Origin of the sequence: Streptomyces rishiriensis, from assembly GCF_030815485.1 — a bacterium.
GTDB classification, from domain to species: Bacteria; Actinomycetota; Actinomycetes; order Streptomycetales; family Streptomycetaceae; genus Streptomyces; species Streptomyces rishiriensis_A.
In genome coordinates, this window is record NZ_JAUSWV010000002.1 from 1,706,858 (window position 1) to 1,727,962 (window position 21,105).

Annotated in this window: 19 protein-coding genes; 6 read left to right on the plus strand and 13 right to left on the minus strand. The window is 71.8% G+C overall.

What is annotated here, in order from left to right; translation table 11 throughout:
• Positions 1 to 16: 16 nt before the first annotated feature.
• From QF030_RS10025 to argC, 4 genes are read right to left on the minus strand one after another with little or no spacing between them, the layout of a single operon-like run.
• Positions 17 to 1,204, minus strand: a complete 1,188-nt coding sequence (locus tag QF030_RS10025; protein WP_307162300.1) for an acetylornithine transaminase — start codon at positions 1,202 to 1,204, stop codon at positions 17 to 19.
• A complete protein-coding gene (gene argB / locus QF030_RS10030; RefSeq protein WP_307162301.1) occupies positions 1,201 to 2,142 on the minus strand; it encodes an acetylglutamate kinase in 942 nt (313 codons plus the stop codon). Before argB ends, QF030_RS10025 begins: the two co-directional genes overlap by 4 nt.
• On the minus strand, positions 2,139 to 3,290 hold the full coding sequence (gene argJ / locus QF030_RS10035) for a bifunctional glutamate N-acetyltransferase/amino-acid acetyltransferase ArgJ (protein WP_307162302.1): 1,152 nt from the start codon (positions 3,288 to 3,290) through the stop codon (positions 2,139 to 2,141). Before argJ ends, argB begins: the two co-directional genes overlap by 4 nt.
• Positions 3,287 to 4,315: an N-acetyl-gamma-glutamyl-phosphate reductase gene (argC, locus tag QF030_RS10040; protein ID WP_307162303.1), complete on the minus strand. Its 1,029-nt coding sequence runs from the start codon at positions 4,313 to 4,315 to the stop codon at positions 3,287 to 3,289. The genes argJ and argC overlap by 4 nt, the downstream gene beginning before the upstream one ends.
• Before the next feature lie 126 nt (positions 4,316 to 4,441).
• On the opposite strand from argC, the gene QF030_RS10045 reads away from it, so the two are divergent.
• Positions 4,442 to 5,149, plus strand: coding sequence for a hypothetical protein (locus QF030_RS10045; protein ID WP_307162304.1), 708 nt, complete (start codon positions 4,442 to 4,444; stop codon positions 5,147 to 5,149).
• Positions 5,150 to 5,205: 56 nt separating this feature from the next.
• Here QF030_RS10045 and QF030_RS10050 read toward each other — a convergent pair whose 3' ends face one another.
• On the minus strand, positions 5,206 to 7,695 hold the full coding sequence (locus QF030_RS10050; protein WP_307162305.1) for an alpha-L-arabinofuranosidase C-terminal domain-containing protein: 2,490 nt from the start codon (positions 7,693 to 7,695) through the stop codon (positions 5,206 to 5,208).
• Between the two features lie 134 nt (positions 7,696 to 7,829).
• Between QF030_RS10050 and QF030_RS10055 the strand changes: the two genes are divergently transcribed.
• Entirely contained in the window at positions 7,830 to 8,285 is a 456-nt protein-coding gene (locus QF030_RS10055; protein ID WP_307162306.1) for a DUF6314 family protein, read from the plus strand.
• Here the strand turns inward: QF030_RS10055 and QF030_RS10060 are convergent.
• The 3 genes from QF030_RS10060 to QF030_RS10070 form a co-directional block, all read right to left on the minus strand.
• Complete coding sequence (locus QF030_RS10060) at positions 8,267 to 8,860, minus strand: histidine phosphatase family protein (RefSeq protein WP_307162307.1); 594 nt, start codon at positions 8,858 to 8,860, stop codon at positions 8,267 to 8,269. The genes QF030_RS10055 and QF030_RS10060 overlap by 19 nt on opposite strands.
• A 144-nt stretch (positions 8,861 to 9,004) precedes the next feature.
• Positions 9,005 to 9,457, minus strand: a complete 453-nt coding sequence (locus QF030_RS10065; RefSeq protein ID WP_307167526.1) for a GNAT family N-acetyltransferase — start codon at positions 9,455 to 9,457, stop codon at positions 9,005 to 9,007.
• A gap of 28 nt (positions 9,458 to 9,485) precedes the next feature.
• Complete coding sequence (locus QF030_RS10070) at positions 9,486 to 10,958, minus strand: aminotransferase-like domain-containing protein (RefSeq protein WP_307162308.1); 1,473 nt, start codon at positions 10,956 to 10,958, stop codon at positions 9,486 to 9,488.
• Here QF030_RS10070 and QF030_RS10075 point away from each other — a divergent pair.
• Together QF030_RS10075 and QF030_RS10080 are read left to right on the plus strand one after the other, a co-directional pair.
• Entirely contained in the window at positions 10,957 to 11,919 is a 963-nt protein-coding gene (locus QF030_RS10075) for a DMT family transporter (RefSeq protein WP_307162309.1), read from the plus strand. The genes QF030_RS10070 and QF030_RS10075 overlap by 2 nt on opposite strands.
• 43 nt (positions 11,920 to 11,962) lie before the next feature.
• On the plus strand, positions 11,963 to 12,163 hold the full coding sequence (locus QF030_RS10080) for a DUF1918 domain-containing protein (RefSeq protein WP_307162310.1): 201 nt from the start codon (positions 11,963 to 11,965) through the stop codon (positions 12,161 to 12,163).
• Between the two features lies 1 nt (position 12,164).
• Here the strand turns inward: QF030_RS10080 and QF030_RS10085 are convergent, their stop codons facing one another.
• Positions 12,165 to 13,385, minus strand: coding sequence for a glycoside hydrolase family 10 protein (locus tag QF030_RS10085; RefSeq protein ID WP_307162311.1), 1,221 nt, complete (start codon positions 13,383 to 13,385; stop codon positions 12,165 to 12,167).
• 182 nt (positions 13,386 to 13,567) lie between these two features.
• Here QF030_RS10085 and QF030_RS10090 point away from each other — a divergent pair, with 182 nt between their 5' ends.
• Together QF030_RS10090 and QF030_RS10095 are read left to right on the plus strand one after the other, a co-directional pair.
• On the plus strand, positions 13,568 to 14,440 hold the full coding sequence (locus tag QF030_RS10090) for a 3-hydroxybutyryl-CoA dehydrogenase (RefSeq protein ID WP_307162312.1): 873 nt from the start codon (positions 13,568 to 13,570) through the stop codon (positions 14,438 to 14,440).
• 182 nt (positions 14,441 to 14,622) lie between these two features.
• Positions 14,623 to 14,880, plus strand: a complete 258-nt coding sequence (locus QF030_RS10095; RefSeq protein WP_307162313.1) for a hypothetical protein — start codon at positions 14,623 to 14,625, stop codon at positions 14,878 to 14,880.
• A gap of 38 nt (positions 14,881 to 14,918) precedes the next feature.
• On the opposite strand, the gene QF030_RS10100 is transcribed toward QF030_RS10095, so the two are convergent.
• From QF030_RS10100 to pheS, 4 genes are all read right to left on the minus strand, one after another.
• Positions 14,919 to 15,455, minus strand: coding sequence for an NUDIX hydrolase (locus QF030_RS10100; protein WP_307162314.1), 537 nt, complete (start codon positions 15,453 to 15,455; stop codon positions 14,919 to 14,921).
• Positions 15,456 to 15,607: 152 nt separating this feature from the next.
• Positions 15,608 to 16,948, minus strand: a complete 1,341-nt coding sequence (locus QF030_RS10105) for a transcriptional regulator (protein WP_307162315.1) — start codon at positions 16,946 to 16,948, stop codon at positions 15,608 to 15,610.
• A 511-nt stretch (positions 16,949 to 17,459) separates the two neighbouring features.
• Positions 17,460 to 19,982 (minus strand): phenylalanine--tRNA ligase subunit beta, encoded by a 2,523-nt coding sequence (gene pheT / locus QF030_RS10110; protein WP_307162316.1) that lies wholly within the window; start codon positions 19,980 to 19,982, stop codon positions 17,460 to 17,462.
• Positions 19,982 to 21,103 (minus strand): phenylalanine--tRNA ligase subunit alpha, encoded by a 1,122-nt coding sequence (pheS, locus tag QF030_RS10115; RefSeq protein WP_307162317.1) that lies wholly within the window; start codon positions 21,101 to 21,103, stop codon positions 19,982 to 19,984. The genes pheT and pheS overlap by 1 nt, the downstream gene beginning before the upstream one ends.
• Positions 21,104 to 21,105: the final 2 nt, after the last annotated feature.

The following is a 21,105-nucleotide window of genomic DNA, read 5'->3' on the forward strand; positions in this document are numbered from 1 at the left end:
CCGGTTCTCCGGATCGTCACTCCCCGCTCGGCGCGGCTGCGTCGAGGATGCCGGGCAGCGCCCCGAGGAACGCGTCCACCTCGTCGTCGCCGAGGTTCAGCGGCGGCATCAGCCGGACGACGTCGGGGGCGGGTACGTTCACCAGGAATCCGGCCTCCTGAGCCGCCGTCCGCACCTGGGGCGCGCGGGGCTCGGTGAGCACGATACCCAGGAGCAGGCCCGCGCCCCGGACATAATCGATCAACGAGTGGCCCGCACCCTCGATTCCGGTGCGCAACTTCTCGCTCTGCCGCTTGACGTTCTCCAGCAACCCCTCGTTCTCGATGGTGTCGAGGACGGCGAGTCCGGCGGCGCAGGCGACCGGGTTGCCGCCGAAGGTGGTGCCGTGGTGACCGGGCTGCAGCAGCTCGGCGGCGCGCCCGAAGGCGATCGTCGCGCCCAGCGGAAGTCCGCCGCCGAGTCCCTTGGCCAGGGTGACGACGTCCGGCAGGACGCCCTCGTGGGCCTGGTACTCGAACCAGTGCCCGGTCCGGCCGATGCCGGTCTGCACCTCGTCGAGGACCAGCAGCGCGCCGTTCGCCGCGGTGATCGCGCGGGCGGCCTTGAGATACCCGGCGGGCGGCACCACGACACCCAGTTCGCCCTGGATCGGCTCGAGGACGACGAGCGCCGTCTCCTCGGTGACCGCGGCGGCCAGCGCCTGCGCGTCGCCGAACGGCACATGGGTGACCTCGCCGGGCAGCGGCAGGAACGGATCCCGCTTGCCGGGCTGGCCGGTGAGCGCGAGGGCGCCCATGGTCCGGCCGTGGAAGGCGCCCTCGGTGGCGACGACGTGCGTCCGCCCGGTCAGCCGGCCGATCTTGAAGGCGGCCTCGTTCGCCTCGGCGCCCGAGTTGCAGAAGAAGACCCTGCCGTCCCGGCCGAAGAGCTGGAGGAGCCGTTCGGCGAGCGTGACGGTCGGCTCGGACATGAAGAAGTTGGAGATGTGGCCGAGGGAGCCGATCTGCCGGCTCACGGCCTCGACGACGGCCGGGTGGGCGTGACCGAGCGCGTTGACCGCGATGCCGCCGACGAGGTCGAGGTACTCCTTGCCGTCGGCGTCCTGGACCCGGCTGCCGGCGCCGCGCACGAGGGGCAGCAGCGGTGTGCCGTAGTTGTTCATGAGCGCGCCCTGCCACCGCGCGGTCAGTTCCTCGTTGCTCATGACGGCTCCCCCTGTGCGCCCGGCCGTGCGGCCGGCTCTGCGTGCGGCTTCTCGTCGGGCACGACCATCGTGCCGATGCCCTCGTCGGTGAAGATCTCCAGCAGGATCGAGTGCTGGACCCGCCCGTCGATGACGCGGGCGGTGTTCACGCCGTTGCGTACGGCGTGCAGACAGCCCTCCATCTTCGGGACCATTCCGGAGCTCAACTCCGGCAGCAGCTTCTCCAGTTGGGAAGCGGTGAGGCGGCTGATCACCTCGTCGCTGTTCGGCCAGTCCTCGTAGAGGCCCTCGACGTCCGTGAGGACCATGAGGGTTTCGGCCCCCAGTGCCGCAGCGAGTGCCGCAGCCGCCGTATCAGCATTGACGTTGTAGACATGTCCGTCGTCCTGGGAACGGGCGATCGACGAGACGACCGGGATGCGGCCGTCGGCCAGCAGTGCCTCGATGGCACCGGTGTCGATCGCGGTGATCTCGCCGACCCGCCCGATGTCGACCAGTTCGCCGTCGATCTCGGGCCGGTGCTTGGTGGCGGTGATGGTGTGCGCGTCCTCGCCGGTGAGCCCGACGGCGAGCGGCCCGTGCTGGTTCAGCAGCCCGACCAGCTCCCGCTGGACCTGTCCCGCGAGCACCATCCGTACGACGTCCATGGCGTCCTCGGTGGTGACCCGCAGGCCGGCCTTGAACTCGCTGACGATGCCGTGCCGGTCGAGGGCGGCGCTGATCTGCGGGCCGCCGCCGTGCACGACGACGACGTGGAGGCCGGCGTGCCGCAGGAAGACGACGTCCTGGGCGAAGGCCGCCTTGAGATCCTCGTCGACCATGGCGTTGCCGCCGAACTTGATGACGACCGTCCTGCCGTTGTGCCGGGTCAGCCAGGGCAGCGCCTCGATGAGGATCTGGGCCTTGGGCAGGGCGGTGTGCTTACGGGTGGTGCTCATGACGAGTACGCGCTGTTCTCGTGGACGTAGTCGGCGGTGAGGTCGTTGGTCCAGATGACGGCCGTCTCGGAGCCGGCGGCGAGGTCGGCGACGATGTGCACCTCGCGGTAGCGCATGTCGACCTTCTCCCGGTCCTCACCGACGCCGCCGTTCTTGCAGACCCAGACGCCGTTGATGGCGACGTTGAGCCGGTCGGCCTCGAAGGCGGCCCCGGTCGTGCCGATTGCGGAGAGCACCCGGCCCCAGTTGGGGTCCTCGCCGTGGATCGCGCACTTGAGGAGGTTGTTACGGGCGATGGAGCGCCCCACCTCCACGGCGTCGTCCTCGCTCGCGGCGTTGACCACCTCGACCTTGATGTCCTTGCTGGCGCCCTCGGCGTCCCGGATCAGCTGCTGGCCGAGGTCGTCGCAGACGGTCCGCACGGCGGCGGCGAACTCCTCGTACCCCGGGGTGACTTCGCCGGCGCCGGAGGCGAGCAGCAGCACGGTGTCGTTGGTCGACATGCAGCCGTCGGAGTCGACGCGGTCGAAGGTGACCCGGGTGGCGTCGCGCAGCGCCCTGTCCAGCGTCTCGCTGTCGAGGTCGGCGTCGGTGGTGAGGACGACCAGCATGGTGGCGAGGCCCGGGGCGAGCATGCCCGCGCCCTTGGCCATGCCGCCGACGGTCCAGCCGTCCTTCGTGACGACGGACGTCTTGTGGACGGTGTCGGTGGTCTTGATGGCGATGGCGGCCTTCTCGCCGCCGTGCTCGGAGAGCTGACCGGCGGCGGCCTCGACCCCCGGCAGCAGCTTGTCCATCGGGAGCAGGACGCCGATGAGTCCGGTGGACGCTACGGCGACCTCGCCCGCGCCCAGCCCCAGCACCTCGGCGACCTTCTCGGCGGTCGCATGCGTGTCCTGGAAGCCCTTCGGCCCCGTACAGGCGTTGGCGCCACCGGAGTTGAGGACCACGGCGGACAGCCGGCCGCTCTTGAGGACCTGCTCGGACCACAGCACCGGCGCCGCCTTGACGCGGTTGGAGGTGAAGACGCCGGCGGCCGCGCGGCGGGGCCCGGTGTTGACCACGAGGGCCAGGTCCGGGTTGCCGTTCTGCTTGATCCCGGCGGCGATGCCCGACGCCGTGAATCCCTTGGCTGCCGTGACGCTCACGGTGCGACTCCGATCGTGGAAAGCCCGGTGGTCTCGTCGAGTCCGAGGGCGATGTTCATGCTCTGGAGGGCGCCGCCCGCGGTGCCCTTGGTCAGGTTGTCGATGGCGCTGATGGCGATGATCCGGCCTGCGGCGGCGTCGTACGCGACCTGCACCTGAACGGCGTTGGAACCGTGGACGGACGCCGTGGCGGGCCACTGCCCCTCGGGGAGCAGGTGCACGAACGGCTCGTCGGCGAAGGCCTTCTCGTAGGCGGCGCGGACGGACTCGGCGGTGACGCCGGGCCTCGCCTTGGCGCTGCAGGTGGCGAGGATGCCGCGGGACATCGGCACGAGGGTGGGCGTGAACGAGACGGAGACCGGCTCTCCCGCCGCCGCGCTGAGGTTCTGGATCATCTCGGGTGTGTGCCGGTGGCCGCCGCCGACGCCGTACGGGGAGACGGAGCCCATGACCTCGGAGCCCAGCAGGTGCGTCTTGGGCGACTTGCCGGCGCCCGAGGTGCCGGAGGCGGCGACGATCACGGCCTCCTGCTCGGCCAGGCCCGCCGCGTACGCCGGGAAGAGCGCGAGCGAGACGGCCGTGGGGTAGCAGCCGGGGACCGCGATGCGCTTGGACCCCTCCAACGCGGCGCGACCGCCCGGCAGTTCGGGGAGACCGTAGGGCCAGGTCCCGGCGTGCGCGGAGCCGTAGAAACGCTCCCAGTCGGCGGCGTCCTTCAGCCGGAAGTCGGCGCCCATGTCGACGACGAGGACCTCCGGGCCGAGCTGCTCGGCGACGGCGGCGGACTGGCCGTGCGGCAGGGCGAGGAAGACGATCTCGTGCCCGGCGAGGACCTCGGGGGTGGTCTCCTGGAGGATCCGGTCGGCCAGCGGCAGCAGGTGCGGCTGGAGCGCGCCCAGCCGCTGGCCCGCGTTGGAATTGCCGGTCAGGGCGCCGATCTCGACCCCGGGGTGCGTCAGGAGCAGGCGCAGCAGCTCTCCGCCCGCGTACCCGCTCGCTCCGGCCACCGCCGCACGTACCACCATGACTCCTCCTCCTGGATGGCATGACTATACGTTTCGCTGCACGTTTATGCAATCCATGCCTGCGTGGTGCCCGGAGCGATCTTTGCCCGGGCCGCGGGGCTGCGTAACCTCGATCCGGTGATCGCCATGACACCGATAACCAGCCTGGACCTGACCGGCTTCACGGAGCGGGAGCCGGGGGTGTGGACCGACGCGGCGGGGCTCGTCCTGTCGGTCCACTTCTTTCCGCTGATCCCGGACCTGCCCGCCCCGCTGCACGAGCCCGAGCGGCTCGGGGCGGGGCTCGCGCGGCTCGTGAGCGGGGCCGGCGGCGGGTTGATCGAGGCGGTGCCCGGCTCCGTGGACGGCGTCCCGGCGGTCCGCCAGCTGGTGAAGATGCCGCTGGGCAGCCGGCCGGGCCAGGCGTTCCTCGGCTCCTGGACGGTGCCCAGGGCCGGGTCCAGCACGGTCGTGAAGGTGCAGGCCGCCGAGGGCGCCACCACCGGGATGCGGGAGGCCGTGATCATGGCGCAGGTGGGCCCGGCCGGGTACTTCCGGCCCCACCCCTACACGGAAGGACAAGCGGGCGGGCAGCCGGACGGGCGGGGCGGACTGCCGTACCACGTCGGCGACGACGAACAGTGGGACGCCCGGTTCCCCGACCATCCGCTCACCCTCGTGCGTGCGGCCCTGCACCGGATCACGCCCACGATCACCTTCGACGACCGCTTCAAGGCACTGCCGTCGTTCGGCGGCCAGGCCGCCCCGCAGTCACCGGCACCGGCCCCGACACCGCAGCCGCTGCCTCATCTGCCGCCGCCCAGGCGCGGCTGGTTCCGGCGCAAGGGCGTCTGAGGGCACGGGACCCCGGCGGGTGCGGGGCGTGGCCGCCCGCGCCCGCCGGGGTTCGCTCACTTCTGCCGGAGCCGCAGGAAGGTGATCGAGTTCGCCGGGAAGGTGTAGGTGAACTCGTCCGCGACCCCGGTGAAGGTGGAGGTCACCGGCGCGACCGGCGCCTCGGCCTCCGTGTTGACCGCCTCCGGCGCGGCGGCCAGCGTGGTCACCTTCGCCGTGGACGCGACCTTGGCGCCGCCGAGGTCGATGGCCGTACGGGCGTCCGTGGACTGGGCGTTGACGACCTTGACGATCAGGTCGCCGGTCCTCTTGTCCTTGGTGACCACCTGGCGGAACGGCTCGGCCGGCTTGTCATCGGTGAAGCTGCCCCACTCCTGGCCGTCGAGGTAGAGGGTGACCTGGCGGCCCCGCACCTTGACGTCGAGGTCGTAGGCGCGGCCCGTCTCCACGGACCCGGCCTTGGAGACCAGCGTCGACTTGCCGCCGTCCACGGCCTGCTCGACGGCGGACTGGGTGTTGTTCCAGCCGCCGAGGTTCCACCAGTAGTAGTTGCCGGTGTCCTTGACGCCGAAGGCGACCAGGAATCCCTCCTTGCCGGACTTCTTGGTGGCCTTCACATGCAGGTCGTAGTCGTGCCAGCCGGCGTCACCGGCCGAGACCATGGTGTTCTCGGCGGCGGTGTCGGTCTGCACGTACTGCCCGTCCTCGAGCGACCAGCTGCCGCCGCCCGTGTGCGTCCACTGCGAGGCGTCGCCGGAGAAGTCGTCGCTCAGCAGCGTCCCGCCGTCCGCGCCGGTCACCTTCACCTCGTCGTACGCCACGCCGGTGGCCCAGGTCGACAGTCCCACGGCGCCGGTGATGGGCCCCTGGAGGGACGGGGTCCCGGTGGCCGTGGACGGCACCACCCGGTCACCGACGTTGGTCATGAACAGCTTCTGGACCTCGTAGTTGGCCGAGTTCCAGGAGGCGTGGTTGTTGAACCACACCATGTCCGGGCTCCACTGCACGTAGTCCTCGTTCGCGAACAGCGGCGCGTAGGAGGCGAGCTGGACCACGTCCGCGTTGCGCTCGAGGCCGGTCATGAAGGCCGCCTCGGCCAGCCCGTTCCTGAAGGCGTTGCCCCAGGAGGCGTACTCGCCGAGGAAGACCTTGGGCCCGCCGCGGTCGTAGGTGTCGTAGCGGTCGTTGTTCTGCAGGAACCACTGCGGGCTGTTGTAGTAGTGCTCGTCGACCATCGCGACGTCCGCGTCCCGGTTGAGCTGCCAGGCCGCGTCGAAGACCGGACCGGCGTCGTCGGGTCCGGAGTTGGAGATGACGGTGATGTCCGGGTACTTCGCCTCGATCGCGGTGCGGAACTGCTCGAAGCGCGCGAAGAACTCGGCGGGCAGGTTCTCCTCGTTGCCGACCTCGAGGTGGGTGAGGTGGAAGGGCGCGGGGTGGCCCATCCGGGCGCGCTTCCTGCCCCAGGTGGAGGTGACGGGGCCGTTGGCGAACTCGATGAGGTCCAGGGTGTCCTGGATGTGGCGCTTCAGGAGGGCGTCGTCGACGACGGCCCGGTTCTGGCCGCAGCCGGTGACCAGGGCCGGCACGACGGGCAGCGGCATCGCGCCGATGTCCTCGGCGAAGCGGAAGTACTCGTAGTAGCCGAGTCCGTAACTCTGGTTGTAACCCCAGAAGTTGGAGTTGGTCGCGCGCTCCTCGACGGGTCCGACGGTGTCCTTCCACTGGTAGGAGCGGGCGCGCTGCCACCCGGAGGCCTCGCTGTAGTCCTGCATGGAGCCGGTGTTGACGAGGCAGCCGCCGGGGAAGCGGACGAAGCCCGGGGCGAGGGCGGCGATCTTCTCGGCGAGGTCCTTGCGCAGGCCGTTGGGCTCGTTCCTGTAGGTGTCGCGGGGGAACAGGGACACCATGTCGAGGGCGGCCGCGGCCGAGGAGGCCACCGAGAGACGGCCGTCGCTGCTGGTGCGGGAGGCGGTGAAGGCCGCCCGGTACCGGACCCAGCCGCCCGCGCGGACGGCGACCCTGCGGGCGGTGGCCAGCGCGCCGTCGGCGTCCTGGAGGCTCACGGTGAGCGTGCTGCCGCTCTCGGCGCGGGCCCAGACCGAGAAGTCGTACTTCTTGCCCTGTTCGACCCGGACACCGGTGTTGTAGCCCGCGTTGGTCACCGAGGAACCGGCGCCCAGCGAGAGGTAGTTGCGGTTGCGGTCGTTGAGACGGCCCGCGTCGTCCAGGACCTGCGCGGCGCCGTCGACCGTCCAGGAGGTGAGCGGGGTGTACGCCCGGTTGTCGACGGTGGAGTACTCGAAGGACCGGTTCTGCACGAGTTCGGCGTACAGGCCGCCGTCGGCCGCCCGGTTGATGTCCTCGAAGAAGACGCCGTACATCGTGTCGTCGATCTTCGCGCCCTTGGCGGTGGGATCGACGGTGATGGCGTAGTCGGTCACGGTCTCGGCGTGCGCCGGTGCCGGGACGAGGGCGGTGGCCGTCAGGAGGGCGGTGGTGGTGAGGCCCAGTCTCCAGCGGGTGCGGGTGGTGCTGCGTGGCATGAATACTCCGCGGCTCGGTGAGGAGTTGTTCGAAATATCAGACGATGATCAGCACTTCGAACGGCAAGATAGGGAGGGGGCCGGGACGCGTCAATGGGGCGTGCGGCAGCGAAAGTGTCGGAAGCGAGGAACACGTGGACGAGTTCCGGCCAGTACCGGACGCCCTGGCCTACCTCCTGGGGCGCTGGCGGGTGACACGGTCGGTAGAGGACCGGGCGAACGGCGCCGAGGGCCGCTTCGACGGGGTCACGGTGTTCAGCGCGCTCGACGGGGGCGAGGACGGGGGCGGACTGCTGCACCAGGAGTCCGGCACGTTCGTCTGGCTCGGGGTCCCCCGGCCCGCCGAGCGCACCCTGCGCTTTCTGCCGGGACCGACGCCCGGCACGGCGGACGTACGGTTCGCCGACGGCCGCGCCTTCCACGACCTGGACCTGTCGACCGGGCGGCACGTGGCCGACCACCCCTGCTCCGCGGACCTCTACCGGGGCGAGTTCACCGTGCGCGACGGGGACCACTGGCGGACTCTCTGGCGGGTGGCGGGACCCGCCAAGGACCTGGTGCTCACCACCGACTACGCCCGGCTGGGCTGAGCCGAGGCGCCTTCGAGACGGAGGTTCCAGCGACCGGCCCGGCCCGTCACGGTGGTCGTCGACAGCGGACGCACATCGATGTTCCAGTAGGTCGCGGGCGGCGCCTTCAGCGCGTACACCAGAGCCGCGCGGATCACGCTCGGCTCGGCGACGGCGACGATACGGCCGCCGTCACCCACCGGCCGGGTGTCGAGCCACCCGGCGACCCTGGTGATGAACGCGAACAGCGACTCGCCGCCGTGCGGGGTGGCGAGCGGATCGGCGAGCCAGGCGTCCACGGCCTCCGGCTCGCGGGCCATCGCCTCGCCCAGCGTGAATCCCCGCCAGCGGCCCATGTCGCAGTCCCGCAGGGCGAGCTGCACCAGCGGGGCGTAGCCGAGCGCGTCACCGGTGGCGCGGCTGCGCGGGGTCGGTGAGCAGTAGCGCAGCTCGGCGGCCGCGAGCGGCAGCAGAGCGTCGGCCACCTGCAACACCTCAGCCCAGCCGTCCTGGTCCAGCGGTCGGTCGTCCTCGAAGCGTTCCGCGAGCAGCGAGGAGCTGCGAGCGGCGGCGACGAACGTGACCCGAAGTGGCATGCGGTGATGGTGAGCCGCGTAACTGCGCAGGTCAAGAGCTGTCGGCCGACGGCTGGAAGAAAACTTACCGGCGGGTCAGGACCTGCCGGACAAGTCCATAGATAACCGTTCCGCGCTCACGATGTCCCGATCGCGAGGTTTCCGTCACGCCGGCCCGGGCTTCGCGAAGATCAGGGCCATCCACTGGTCCGGCTTCTCCAGCGCCTCGAAGCCGACCTGCTCGTAGACCCCGTGCGCGTCGTGCGTGGCGAGCAGGATGCGGCGCAGCCCGTGCGAGCGCAGGTGGTCGCGGACGGCGGCGACGAGAGCGGTCCCGATGCCCTTGCCGCGCGCCGCCCGGTCCACGTACACGTCGCACAGCCACGCGAACTCCGCGAGGTCGGTCACGACCCGTGCGTAGGCGACCTGCTCTCCCGACGCGGTGTCGTAGACACCGAAGTTCAGCGAACCGGCGATCGCCCGTTCCTGCTTCTCCCGCTCGCGTCCGAGAGCCCAGTACGCGTCCGTGGACAGCCAGTGGTGCACCCGGTCGACGTCGACGCGGGCGGAGTCGGCGGAGATCTCGTAGCCCTCGGCGAGGGGCGGAACGGCGCTCATGGCATTCATGGCATTCATGGCCGGATCCTCACAGGACGGCGTTCATCGTGTCGAACGTTTTCCGGCCGAAGACCTCGTCGCACGCCGCCCGCAGCCGCCGCACCCCCTGCGCGATCTCCTCCGTCCCGGCGACGGCCGCGAAGCTCAACCGCACGTGCGCGGCCGGGGGTTCGGCGCTGAAGTAGGGACGCCCGGGGGTGAGGGCGACGCCCGCGCGCAGGGCGGCGGCCGTGAACGCGCCTTCGTCGCTGCCGTCGGGCAGCCGCAGCCACAGGTGGTAGCCGCCGGACGGGATGTGCGGGAGCGCCAGTTCGGGCAGCGTCAGCCGCAGCGCGGCGGTCATCGCGTCCCGCCTGACCCGCAACTCGGTGGCGATGGACCGCAGATGGCGCGGCCAGGCGGGCGAGCCGACGAGTTCCAGGGCCGCCTCCTGGAGGGGGCGGGGCACGAAGAAGGTGTCGACGACCTGGATGGCGCGCAGCCGCTCCAGGACCGGGCCGCGCGCGGCCAGCGCGCTGACCCGGAAGCTCGGCGAGGTCGCCTTGGTCAGCGAACCGACGTGCACGACGACGCCGTCGGGGTCGTCGGCGGCGAGCGGTCGCGGCAGTCGCCCGGCGTCCTCGTGCGCGAGCCGCCGCACGAAGTCGTCCTCGACGACGAACGCGCCCGCCTCCCGCGCGATGCGCAGCACCTGGGCGCGCCGGCCGGGAGCGAGGACGGCGCCGGTCGGGTTCTGGAACAGCGGCTGGCAGACGAACACCCGGGCGCCGGTCGCCCGGAACGCGTCGGCGAGCAGCTCGGGCCTGACCCCGTCCGGGTCGACCGGGACCGGTACGGGGCGCAGTCCCGCCGCCCTGGCGATGGCGAGCATGCCCGGATAGGTGGGCGACTCGACGAGCACCGGCGCCCCGGGCGGGGCGAGCGCGCGCAGGGCGGTGGTGAGCGATGTCTGGCCTCCCGCGCTGACCAGCACCTCGGCCGCGGTGACGGAGCCGCCGATGGTCCGCGCGAACCACTCGCGCAGCTCGGGCAGCCCCTCCATGGGTGGCCGGCCCCATGCGCCCGGCCGCCGTCCGGCCCGGGCCAGGGCCGCGGCCATCGCCCGTTCCGGCTGCAGCGAGGGGTGCAGATAGCCGCCGTTGAACTCGGTCACGCCGGGCGGCGGGGCGGCCAGCGACACGGTGACGCCGGAGGCGTCGACCGAGCGCGGGACGAGGTCGGCCGCGCCGTCCGCGCTCAGCGCGACCTCCTGCCAGGAGGTGTCGCCCGCGGGGGCGGCGGCCGCCCGCGCCGGCCGGGCCCGGTAGGCGCCCGCGCCCGGCCGGGTGACGACCAGCCCCTCGGCGGCCAGCTGCGCCAGTGCCCGCGAGACGGTCACCGGGCTCACCCTGAACCGTTCGACCAGAGCCCGGCTCGATGGGAGCTTTCCACCGGGAGAGTAGCGGTCGAGTTCCCGCCGCAGCCGATCCGCCAGCTCACCCACACTGCTACGCTCTTGCATGAAGACAGAGAGTAGCGCTACTGACCGATCCGCGATAGCGGTCAGCGCCCACGGAAACTCCCGCGCCGACGCCTCGGCCGGCGCTCACGTCGGCGCGCCGCAGGCGAGCGGCCTCGGCACTCTCCTGGCCGGCCTCGGTGTCCTCGCCTTCTCCCTGACGTTCCCCGCGACCGCCTGGGGCCTGGAGGGGTTCGGCCCCTGGTCGCTGGTCGCCGTGCGCAGCGTCCTGGCGGCGCTGATCGCGGGTGGGTGTCTGCTGGCCCTCCGCGTTCCGCTGCCCGCGCGGCGGCACCGGGCGGGACTCGCCGTCGTGGCCGCCGGGGTCGTCGTCGGCTTCCCTCTGCTCACCACGCTCGCGCTGCGGACGTCCACCACCGCGCACGCCGCCGTCGTGGTCGGTCTGCTTCCGCTGACCACAGCGCTGTTGTCCGCCCTGCGCATGGGGACCCGCCCCTCCCGGGCCTTCTGGGCGGCCGCGCTGACGGGCGCCGCCGCGGTGGTGGCGTTCACCGTGCAGCAGAGCGGCGGGGCCCTGACCACCGCCGATCTGTATCTGTTCGGAGCGCTGCTGGTGTGCGCGGCCGGCTACACCGAGGGCGGCCGGCTGGCCCGGGTCATGCCCGGCTGGCAGGTCATCGGCTGGGCGCTGGTGTTCTGCCTGCCGCTCACGGTGCCCGGCGCCGTGCTCGCCCTCACCCGTGAACCCGCCCACCTGACCGCGCACAGCCTGGCCGGGCTGCTGTGGGTGGCGGCGGGCTCGCAGTTCCTCGGCCTGGTGGTCTGGTACCGGGGCATGGCGGTCATCGGCATCCCGAAGGCCAGCCAGTTGCAGTTGGCCCAGCCCCTGCTCACACTGGTGTGGTCGGTGCTGCTGCTGGGCGAGCACGTCACGCCCGCCGCTCCGCTGACGGCCGCCGCCGTGCTCGTCTGCATCGCCGTCACGCAGCGGGCGCGCGGCTAGGCACGGCAGACGTACCGCGGCACCCGGTGAGGAGGCCCCGCAGATGCGCGCAACCAAGGGCGACCAGTTCGTCCAGCACGGCAGGGTGGTCGGCCAGCACGACAAGGTCGGTGAGATCGTCGAAGTCATGGGCCAGGGAGGAAATCCCCCGTACCGGGTCCGCTTCACGGACGGACACGAGGGCGTGTGCTCGCCCGGCCCCGACACCGAGATCCGTCACAGGACGGCCGAGGAACAGCAGTAGTTCACCGCGGGGGCTGCGCCGGCTGCCGGTAGTGATCGGCGACCACCCGCGCCATCGCCCCGATCCGGTCCCTGCGCACGTCCCCGGCGGCGAAGAAGACATGCCCGCGCACCTGCGGGTGAGCGGCGGCCAGGTCGAGGTGGTCCGACAGTTCGGCCGGGTCCTGCCAGGCCGCGGGCTGCGTCGGGTCACCCGCCCGGTAGAGGGCCTCACCGAGGTAGAGCCGGGTACGGCTGCCCTTCGCGACCTCCGCCCACCAGGGCACGAGCTTGGCGTAGTCGGCGGCCGTCAGCCCGATGTTCCAGTACAGCTGCGGGACGACGTAGTCGATCCAGCCTTCCCGCACCCATCTGCGGGTGTCCGCGTAGATGTCGTCGTACGACTGGAGCGCCCGGGTGTCCGAGCCGCGCGAGTCGGTGGAGGCGTTGCGCCACACCCCGAAGGGACTGATCCCGAACTGGGTGCCGGGCCGCACCGCCTTGATCCGGGCGGCCGTCTCCAGCACCAGCCGGTCGACGTTGTCCCGCCGCCAGGCCGCCCGGCTGGGGAAGGCACCGCCGTAGGCGTCGTACGCGGCCTCGTCGTCGAAGGTCTGGCCGGCCACCGGGTACGGATAGAAGTAGTCGTCGAAGTGCACGGCGTCCAGGGGGTACTTCTGGACGGCGTCGAGGATCGCGTCCTGGACGAAGGCGCGGACCTCGGGCAGGCCCGGGTTGTAGTAGAGCTTCCCGCCGAACGGGACCACCCACTGCGGGTGCCTTCGCGCGGGGTGGGCGGCGACGAGCTTCCTGGGGTCGTCATGGGTCGCGACCCGGTAGGGGTTGAACCAGGCGTGCAACTGCAGTCCGCGCGCATGCGCCTCGGTGACCGCCGTGCCCAGCGGGTCCCAGCCCGGTGACTTGCCCTGGGTGCCCGTAAGGACCTGCGACCAGGGCTCGTACGGAGAGGGCCACAGCGCGTCGGCCGTCGGCCGCACCTGGAAGATCACGGTGTTGAGCCGCCTGCTCACCGCCAGGTCGAGCATGGCGATCAGTTCGGCGCGCTGCGCCGCGGCGGTCAGGCCGGGGCGGGACGGCCAGTCCCGGTTGGAGACGGTCGCCATCCACATCCCCCGCATCTCGGTAGCCGCCCGCCGCTCCCCCGGGGGAGCGGCCGCCGCGCCCGTCGTGGTGAACGCCGACAGCGCTGCCAGCGCGAACGCCCGCCGGGTCAGTCGCCCCATCGCACACATCCCCACACACTCTGCGGATCCGCTCGGTCACGGATCGTTTCGCGCTACAGCATGCCTCCACCCCGACGATCGATCATCGATACTTGCTAGTAACGTGCACGATCGGAGCAGGGCGACCGGGACCCGGCAGACCTGCCCCGGCCATCTGAGTCAGCGCGGCGAAAGGGACTGATGTGACGGGCACCCCAGCGGGAGATCTCTCACGGGTCGGAGTGGTCGGCTGCGGCCAGATGGGAGCGGGCATCGCAGAGGTCTGCGCCCGCGCCGGCCTCGACGTCAAGGTCGCCGAGACCACCGGCGAAGCCCTGGAGATCGGCCGTACCCGGCTGTTGAACTCCCTGGCCAAGGCCGCCGAGCGCGGCAAGATCTCCGAGGAGGAGCGGGACGCCACACTCGCGCGCCTCAGCTTCACCACCGATCTCGGCGAGTTCGCCGACCGTGACCTGGTCATCGAGGCCGTGGTCGAGAACGAGCAGGTCAAGACCGAGATCTTCCAGGTCCTCGACCAGGTCGTGACCCGTCCGGACGCGATCCTCGCCTCCAACACCTCCTCCATCCCGCTGGTGAAGCTGGCGGTCGCCACCTCGCGGCCCGACCACGTCGTCGGCATCCACTTCTTCAACCCGGCCCCGGTGCAGCAGCTCGTCGAGCTGATCCCGGCGCTGACCACCTCGGAGGGCACGCTCAGCCGGGCCCAGCTGTTCGCCGAGAAGGTGCTGGGCAAGCACGCGATCCGCGCCCAGGACCGGTCCGGCTTCGTCGTCAACGCGCTGCTGATCCCCTATCTCCTCTCCGCGATCCGGATGTTCGAGACGGGTATCGCCAGCCGGGAGGACATCGACAACGGCATGGAGATGGGCTGCGCCCACCCGATGGGGCCGCTGAAGCTGTCCGACCTCATCGGCCTGGACACCGTCGCCTCGGTGGCGCAGAGCATGTACGACGAGTACAAGGAACCGCTGTACGCCGCTCCCCCGCTGCTCCAGCGCATGGTGGACGCGGGCCGGCTCGGCCGCAAGACCGGCTCGGGCTTCTACGCGTACTGATCACCGACCGTGTTCCCACGGGCCCGGCGCTCCTCGGAGTGCCGGGCCCGCGGCATTCACACGTCGTGTGCGCCACGGGTCCGCATATGCCGCGCGCACACTCTCCCCACCGGCCCACCAGGCGGGTTCACTCGTCATGTGCATGCAAGGGATGTGAGACGACTACGGAAGGGAGCGGACACGTGACCGCCGACCCCGGGCATCCCGCGGTTCATGGAGAACTCGCAGAGTTACGTCGCCGGCTCGATGTGGCCTACGCCCGCGTCGAGGGCGGGCTGGCCCTGCTGTCCCACCGCACGGAGGAGACCGCCAAGGAACTGGACGAGCTGAACACCCGCATGATCTCGCTGGAACACGCGCGCTGGCCGCTGCCCTCGCTGGCGGCGCTCACGGCCCTGGGGGCACTGGTCGCGACGGTCTGGCAGGCGCTGGCCCACTGAACCCCGGCCACGGCCGGTCCCGCGGCCGCCTCCCGCGACTAGCCGTCGGCGAGCCTGAGGTGGTGTAGCAGCATCAGTGCGGCCGCCATGTTGGCGGCCGGCACCTCCCCCCGGGCGACCAGGTCGGGAACGACCTTGAGGGGGACCCATTCCCGGCGGTCCGACTCGAAGTCGTCCACCGGGTGCCCCAGGTACTCGCCGCGGTCCGACCAGTAGATGTGGTGGACGGCGTCGGTGAGCCCGTTGGACGGCTCCACGCTCATCAGGTGGCGCAGCGGCCCCGGCCGCCAGCCGGTCTCCTCCTCGAGCTCCCTGGCGGCCGCGCGGGCGATGTCCTCGCCGTCCTCCACCACTCCCGCCGCGAGTTCCCATCCCCAGCTGTCGGTGATGAAGCGGTGGCGCCAGAGCAGGAGAACCTCGTTGGCGCGGTTCACGACCGTCGCCACCGCGACCGGCCGCAGCCGTATGAGGAAGTGCTCGAGGTGCCGGCCGTCAGGCAGCTCCACATCTGCCAGGTTGACGCTGAACCAGCGGTTTTCATACACAGTTTGTTCGTTCTGTTTCGTCCACTGCACGGTTCTGCCACCTTCCGTCGAGTGAGTGGCAATATCGCAGCAGGAACTGTGCAGCGTCGGCGTAGCCGTCGGTGTGGATGGCTGTGGAGATGTCGTGTCGGTGTGGGTGTCGGCTTACGGCGTCGGTGGTCCCTTACCCCGCTGCGTCCCGCCTAGAGCGGTACGCGCAGGGCCCCGTCGATGAGTTCGGCGGCCTCCGCCGTGCCCGCGCAGTCGCTGCGCACCAGATGTTCGCGCACCGCCCGGAGTCTGTCGCGCACCCGCCGGGACTCCATTCCCCGGGCCTGTTCGGCCATCTGCACCGCGGTGGCCACCGCCTTGTCGGTGTTGCCCTGGCGCAGTTCGATCGTGCTGAGCATGGCGAGCCGGTGCACCCGGCCGCGGTCGTGCGCCGGGGTGCCGACGGCGGCCGCGGCGTGCTCGGCGGCGGCGGCGAGGTCGCCGAGACTGAGCAGCGCCTCCGCCACCTGGACGTTGACGAGGCCCGGTTGGACATAGCCGGTCTCGTCGGGCTCGTGTCCACGCCGGATGTGATCGGCGGCGGTCTCGGCACGCCGGATGCAGGACAGGGCGCTCGTGCCGTCGCCGAGGTGGGCGTACGCCTTGGCCTGCATGGCGTACAGGTCGGAGGCGAGGGCGGGCGTGATGTGCCGGCCAGCCGCCCGCAGCGCGGCCTCCGCGAAGGCGACGGCCTGCCGGTACTCCCGCATGAACAGCGACTGGTTGACGAGCAGGGCGATGACGTACGCCCCGAGCCCCCGGTCCCCGCTGGCCTTCGCCAGTCGCAGCGCCTGGTGGAAGTAGCGCTGGGCCAGGCCGTGCGCGTCCGAGTCGTACGCGCAGATCCCGGCGACGGCCACCAACCCGCCGGTGGCACGGTGCAGTTGACGGCCCGTCTCGTCGGTGTAGCTGCCGCGCAGCAGCGGCGCCGCCTCCGCGTTGAGGAAGCCGACGATGCGGCTGCGCGTCGCGATGCCCCCCGCCTTGCGGTACATCTGCTCGTAGTGGGCTCGGGCGGCCCGCAGCATCTCGAGGTCGGCCGAGGTGACCGGATGGCGGCCGCCCCGGGAGACGTCGACGTCCTCCGGCGGGTTCTCCCACTCCCACACCGGCATCACGGCCGGCGTGCCGGTGACGGCGGGCGCCCCCAGGAGGTGCGGGCGCTGCTGCTCGTCGGAGCGCCACAGGGCGGTGGCCCGCTCGACGAAGCCGGAGAGCGAGGAGCTGTGCGGGCCGGCCGGTTCGCCCGGCACGCCCAGGCCGATGTCGTCGAGGGTGACCGGCCGGTGCAGCCGCCCGGCGAGCACCTCGCAGATGAGGTCGGGCACCTGGCCCCGCGGCCGCTGGCCCTTCAGCCACCGGGCCACCGCCGTGTGCTCGTACCGCAGCGCCAGGCCGCGGGCCCGTCCGGCCTGGTTCACATGGGCGGCGAGGCCCGCGTGCGAGACGCCCGCCTCGTCCAGGATCGCGTCGAGCAGAGTGTTGGGCTGCATGGGTGCCCCCCGGTGCCTCGGTGCCGTCAGAGTAGTGGGTCCGCCCTCACACGGGGTGTGAACGGAGTACGCGCGTTCGCAGGGTGCGCGCACTGTCGCGGAGCGTTTCCGGTCGGTTGACTGGAATGCCTCGCAAGAGGTTCGCCGGGCCGTCGGCGCCCCCCTCATCAAGCGACGGCCCGGCGATTCACCGCTGCTGCGTCACGCGTCACCGTGGCGGCGCGGGTGTCACGCGCCCCTTCGCGCACATGCCGGCCGTGGGCAGCCCCAGCGAGGGCCCGGCGCAACGCCCTGATGCCGAACATGTCGCTGGTCCCCCGTCCAGGCCCCGACAACGCAGATCGGACCGGCCCCGAAAGGCCGGTCCGATTCTGTCGAGGTCATGGCCCGGAAGGACCGGCCATCGGGAGATCTCATCCCGACGGGTGAGGTTCCCCCCGGGTGCGGTCGCGCACCCCCGCACCCGGGGGCACGCAGGTGCGCGACCGGCCGCCACGGCGGCGGGTCGGCATCAGGCCCGCAGGACCGCGCCCGTCCGCTCGCCCGCCAGGGCAACCGCCGCATCCCTGGCGGCCGACGCCTCGTCGACGGTCAGCGTCCGGTCGTCCGCCCGGAAACGCAGCGCGTACGCGAGGGACTTGCGCCCCTCACCGAGCTGCTCCGCGTTCTCGTACACGTCGAACAGCCGGATCGCCTCGAGCAGTTCGCCGGCGCCTTCGCGCAGCGCGGCCTCGACCTCGGCGTGCGGGACGAACCTGTCGACGACCAGGGCGACGTCCTGCGTGGCCACCGGGAACACCGAGATGCTCGGCGCCTGGGGCGTGTCGTCGCCGACCTGCTCCAGCACGTCCAGGTCCAGTTCCATCGCGGAGGTGCGCGAGGGCAGCCCCAGCGCCTTCAGCACCCGCGGGTGCAGCTCACCGGCGTGGCCCACGACGCGCTCGGCGCCGTCGACGACGACCCGCAGCTCGGCGCACCGGCCCGGGTGCCACGGCCCGTACTGCCCGCTGCGCACGAGCAGTTCGGCCCCGGCCTCGCGGGCGACGGCACGCGCCGCCTCGACGGCGTCGGCCCAGTCCGCCGGACGGCCCTTGCCCCACCAGCCGGCCTGCTCGCGGGCGCCCGCGAGGACGACGGCGACATGGCGCGGCTGCGCGGGCAGCACGGCGTCCAGCGACGCGATCTCCTCGTCGGTGGGACGGCGGTCGACGGGCAGGTGCCCGGCGACGCGCTGCTCCTCCTGCGGGAGGAACACCAGCCCGGTCTCGAACAGCGCCAGATCGTGCGAACCCCGGCCGTCGTTGCGGCGCAGGGCGGCCAGGAGGCCCGGCAGCAGCGACGTACGGAGCACGGGCTCCTCGTCGTTGAGCGGGTTCGTCAGCCGGACGACACGGCGGGCCGGGTCGTCGGCGTCCAGCCCGAGCTGGTCGAAGACCTGCTCGCCGATGAACGGGTAGTTCGGCGCCTCGACATAGCCGGAGCCGGCCAGGGCGCGGCCGACGCGGCGGTGGAGGCGCTGGCGGTGGGTGAGACCGCGGCCCGAGGGCGGCTTGGGCAGCGTGGAGGGCAGGTTCTCGTAGCCCTCCAGCCGGATGACCTCCTCCGCCAGGTCGTTGACCTCGGCGAGGTCGGGACGCCAGGACGGGACGGTGACGATCAGCTCGTCCTGCCCGTACACGTCGCAGCCGATCTCCTGGAGGCGGCGGACGACGGTCTCCCGGCCGTACTCCACGCCCGCGACCTTGTCCGGGTGGTTCGCCGGGACACTGATCGTGTGCGGGGCGGACGGGGCGATGATCTCCGTGACGCCCGCGTCGGCCGTGCCGCCCGCGAGCAGGACCAGCAGGTCGACGGTGCGCTGCGCGGCGGCCGCCGCGGCCTGCGGGTCCACACCGCGCTCGAAGCGCCTGGACGCCTCGGAGGACAGCTTGTGCCGACGGGCCGTACGCGCGATCGACACCGCGTCGAAGTGAGCGGCCTCGATGACCACGTCGGTCGTCGAGGCGCCGCCGGTCTCGGCGGCCTCGTGATCGGCGATCTCGGTGTTGGCGCCGCCCATGACACCGGCGAGGCCGATGGGACCGCGGTCGTCGGTGATCACCAGGTCCTCGGCGTGCAGCTCACGCGTCACCCCGTCGAGGGTGACGATCCGCTCGCCCTCCCCGGCCCGTCGCACGCCGATGGCGCCCTGGACCAGCGAACGGTCGTAGGCGTGCAGCGGCTGGCCGATCTCCATCATCACGTAGTTGGTGATGTCGACGGCGAGCGAGATCGGGCGCATGCCGACCTTCTGAAGCCGGCGCGTCAGCCAGATCGGGGAGCGCGCCTCGGGGCTCAGGCCGGTGACGGTGCGGGCGGTGAAGCGGTCGCAGCCCATCGGCTCGGAGACCCGCACCGGGTAGCCGAAGGCGTTCGGCGCCGGTACGTCGATCAGCGCCGGGTCGCGCAGCGGCAGACCGTAGGCGATGGCGACCTCACGGGCGACACCCCGGATGGAGAGGCAGTCGCCGCGGTTGGCGGTGACGGCGATGTCCAGGACCTCGTCGACCAGCTCGAGCAGCTCGATGGCGTCCTTGCCGACCTCGGTCTCCGGAGGCAGCACGATGATGCCGTGGCTGCCGTCGTCGCCCATGCCCAGCTCGTCGCCGGAGCAGATCATGCCGTGGGAGGTCTTGCCGTACGTCTTGCGCGCGGCGATGGCGAAGTTGCCCGGCAGGACGGCGCCCGGGAGGACCACGACGACCTTGTCGCCGACGGCGAAGTTGCGGGCGCCGCAGACGATCTCCTGGGGCTCACCGGTGCCGTTGGCGGTGCCGACGTCGACGGTGCAGAAGCGGATCGGCTTCTTGAAGCCCTCGAGCTCCTCGATGGTGAGCACCCGGCCCACCACGAGGGGGCCCTTCAGGTCGGCTCCGAGCGGCTCGACGGTCTCCACCTCGAGGCCCGCCGACACGAGCTTGGCCTGCACGTCACGGCCGGTCTCGGTGGCCGGCAGGTCGACGTACTCCCGCAGCCAGGAAAGCGGGACCCGCATCAGATCTCCATCCCGAACGGCCGGGTGAACCGGACGTCACCCTCGACCATGTCTCGCATGTCTTCGACGTTGTGGCGGAACATCAGCATCCGCTCGATGCCGAACCCGAAGGCGAACCCGCTGTACTTCTCCGGGTCGACGCCGCAGGCGGCCAGCACCTTGGGGTTGACCATGCCGCAGCCGCCGAGCTCGATCCAGCCCTCGCTGGAGCAGGTGCGGCAGGGGCGGTCGGGGTTGCCGACGGACTCGCCGCGGCAGACGTAGCAGACCATGTCCATCTCGGCGGACGGCTCGGTGAAGGGGAAGAAGTTCGGCCGCAGCCGGGTCTTCATTCCCTCGCCGAACAGCGACTGGACCATGTGGTCCAGGGTGCCCTTGAGGTCGGCCATGGTCAGGCCCTCGTCCACGGCCAGCAGCTCGACCTGGTGGAAGACCGGGGTGTGCGTCGCGTCCAGCTCGTCGGTGCGGTACACGCGGCCGGGGCAGATCACGTACACCGGCAGTTCACGGCCGAGCAGGGAGCGGATCTGGACCGGCGAGGTGTGGGTGCGCAGCACGACACCGGACTCGGTGCCGCCCTGCGGGCCCTGCACGAAGAACGTGTCGGCCTCGCCGCGGGCCGGGTGGTCCGGACCGATGTTGAGCGCGTCGAAGTTGAACCACTCGGCCTCGACCTGCGGGCCCTCGGCGACCTCGTAGCCCATGGCCACGAAGACGTCCTCGATGCGCTCCGACAGCGTCGTGAGCGGGTGGCGGGCGCCGGCCGGCTCGCGGTCGTACGGCAGTGTGACGTCCACCGCCTCCTCGACCAGCACGCGCTGGTCGCGCTCGGCCTCGAGCTCCTCCTGGCGGGCGGCGAGGGCCTTGTTCACGGCGCCCCGGGCCTGGCCGACCAGCTTGCCGGCGGCCGCCTTGGCGTGCGGCGGCAGGGCGCCGATCTCGCGGTTGGCCAGGGCCAGCGGGGAGGCGCCGCCGGTGTGCGCGACCTTGGCCTCCTGGAGCGCGTCGAGGGAGTCCGCGGCGGCGAAGGCGGCGAGCGCCCCGTCCCGCATGCGCTCGATCTCTTCCGGTTTCAAGGCCTCGACCTCTACCGGGTCGTACGACTTATTCGGTGCCGACATCT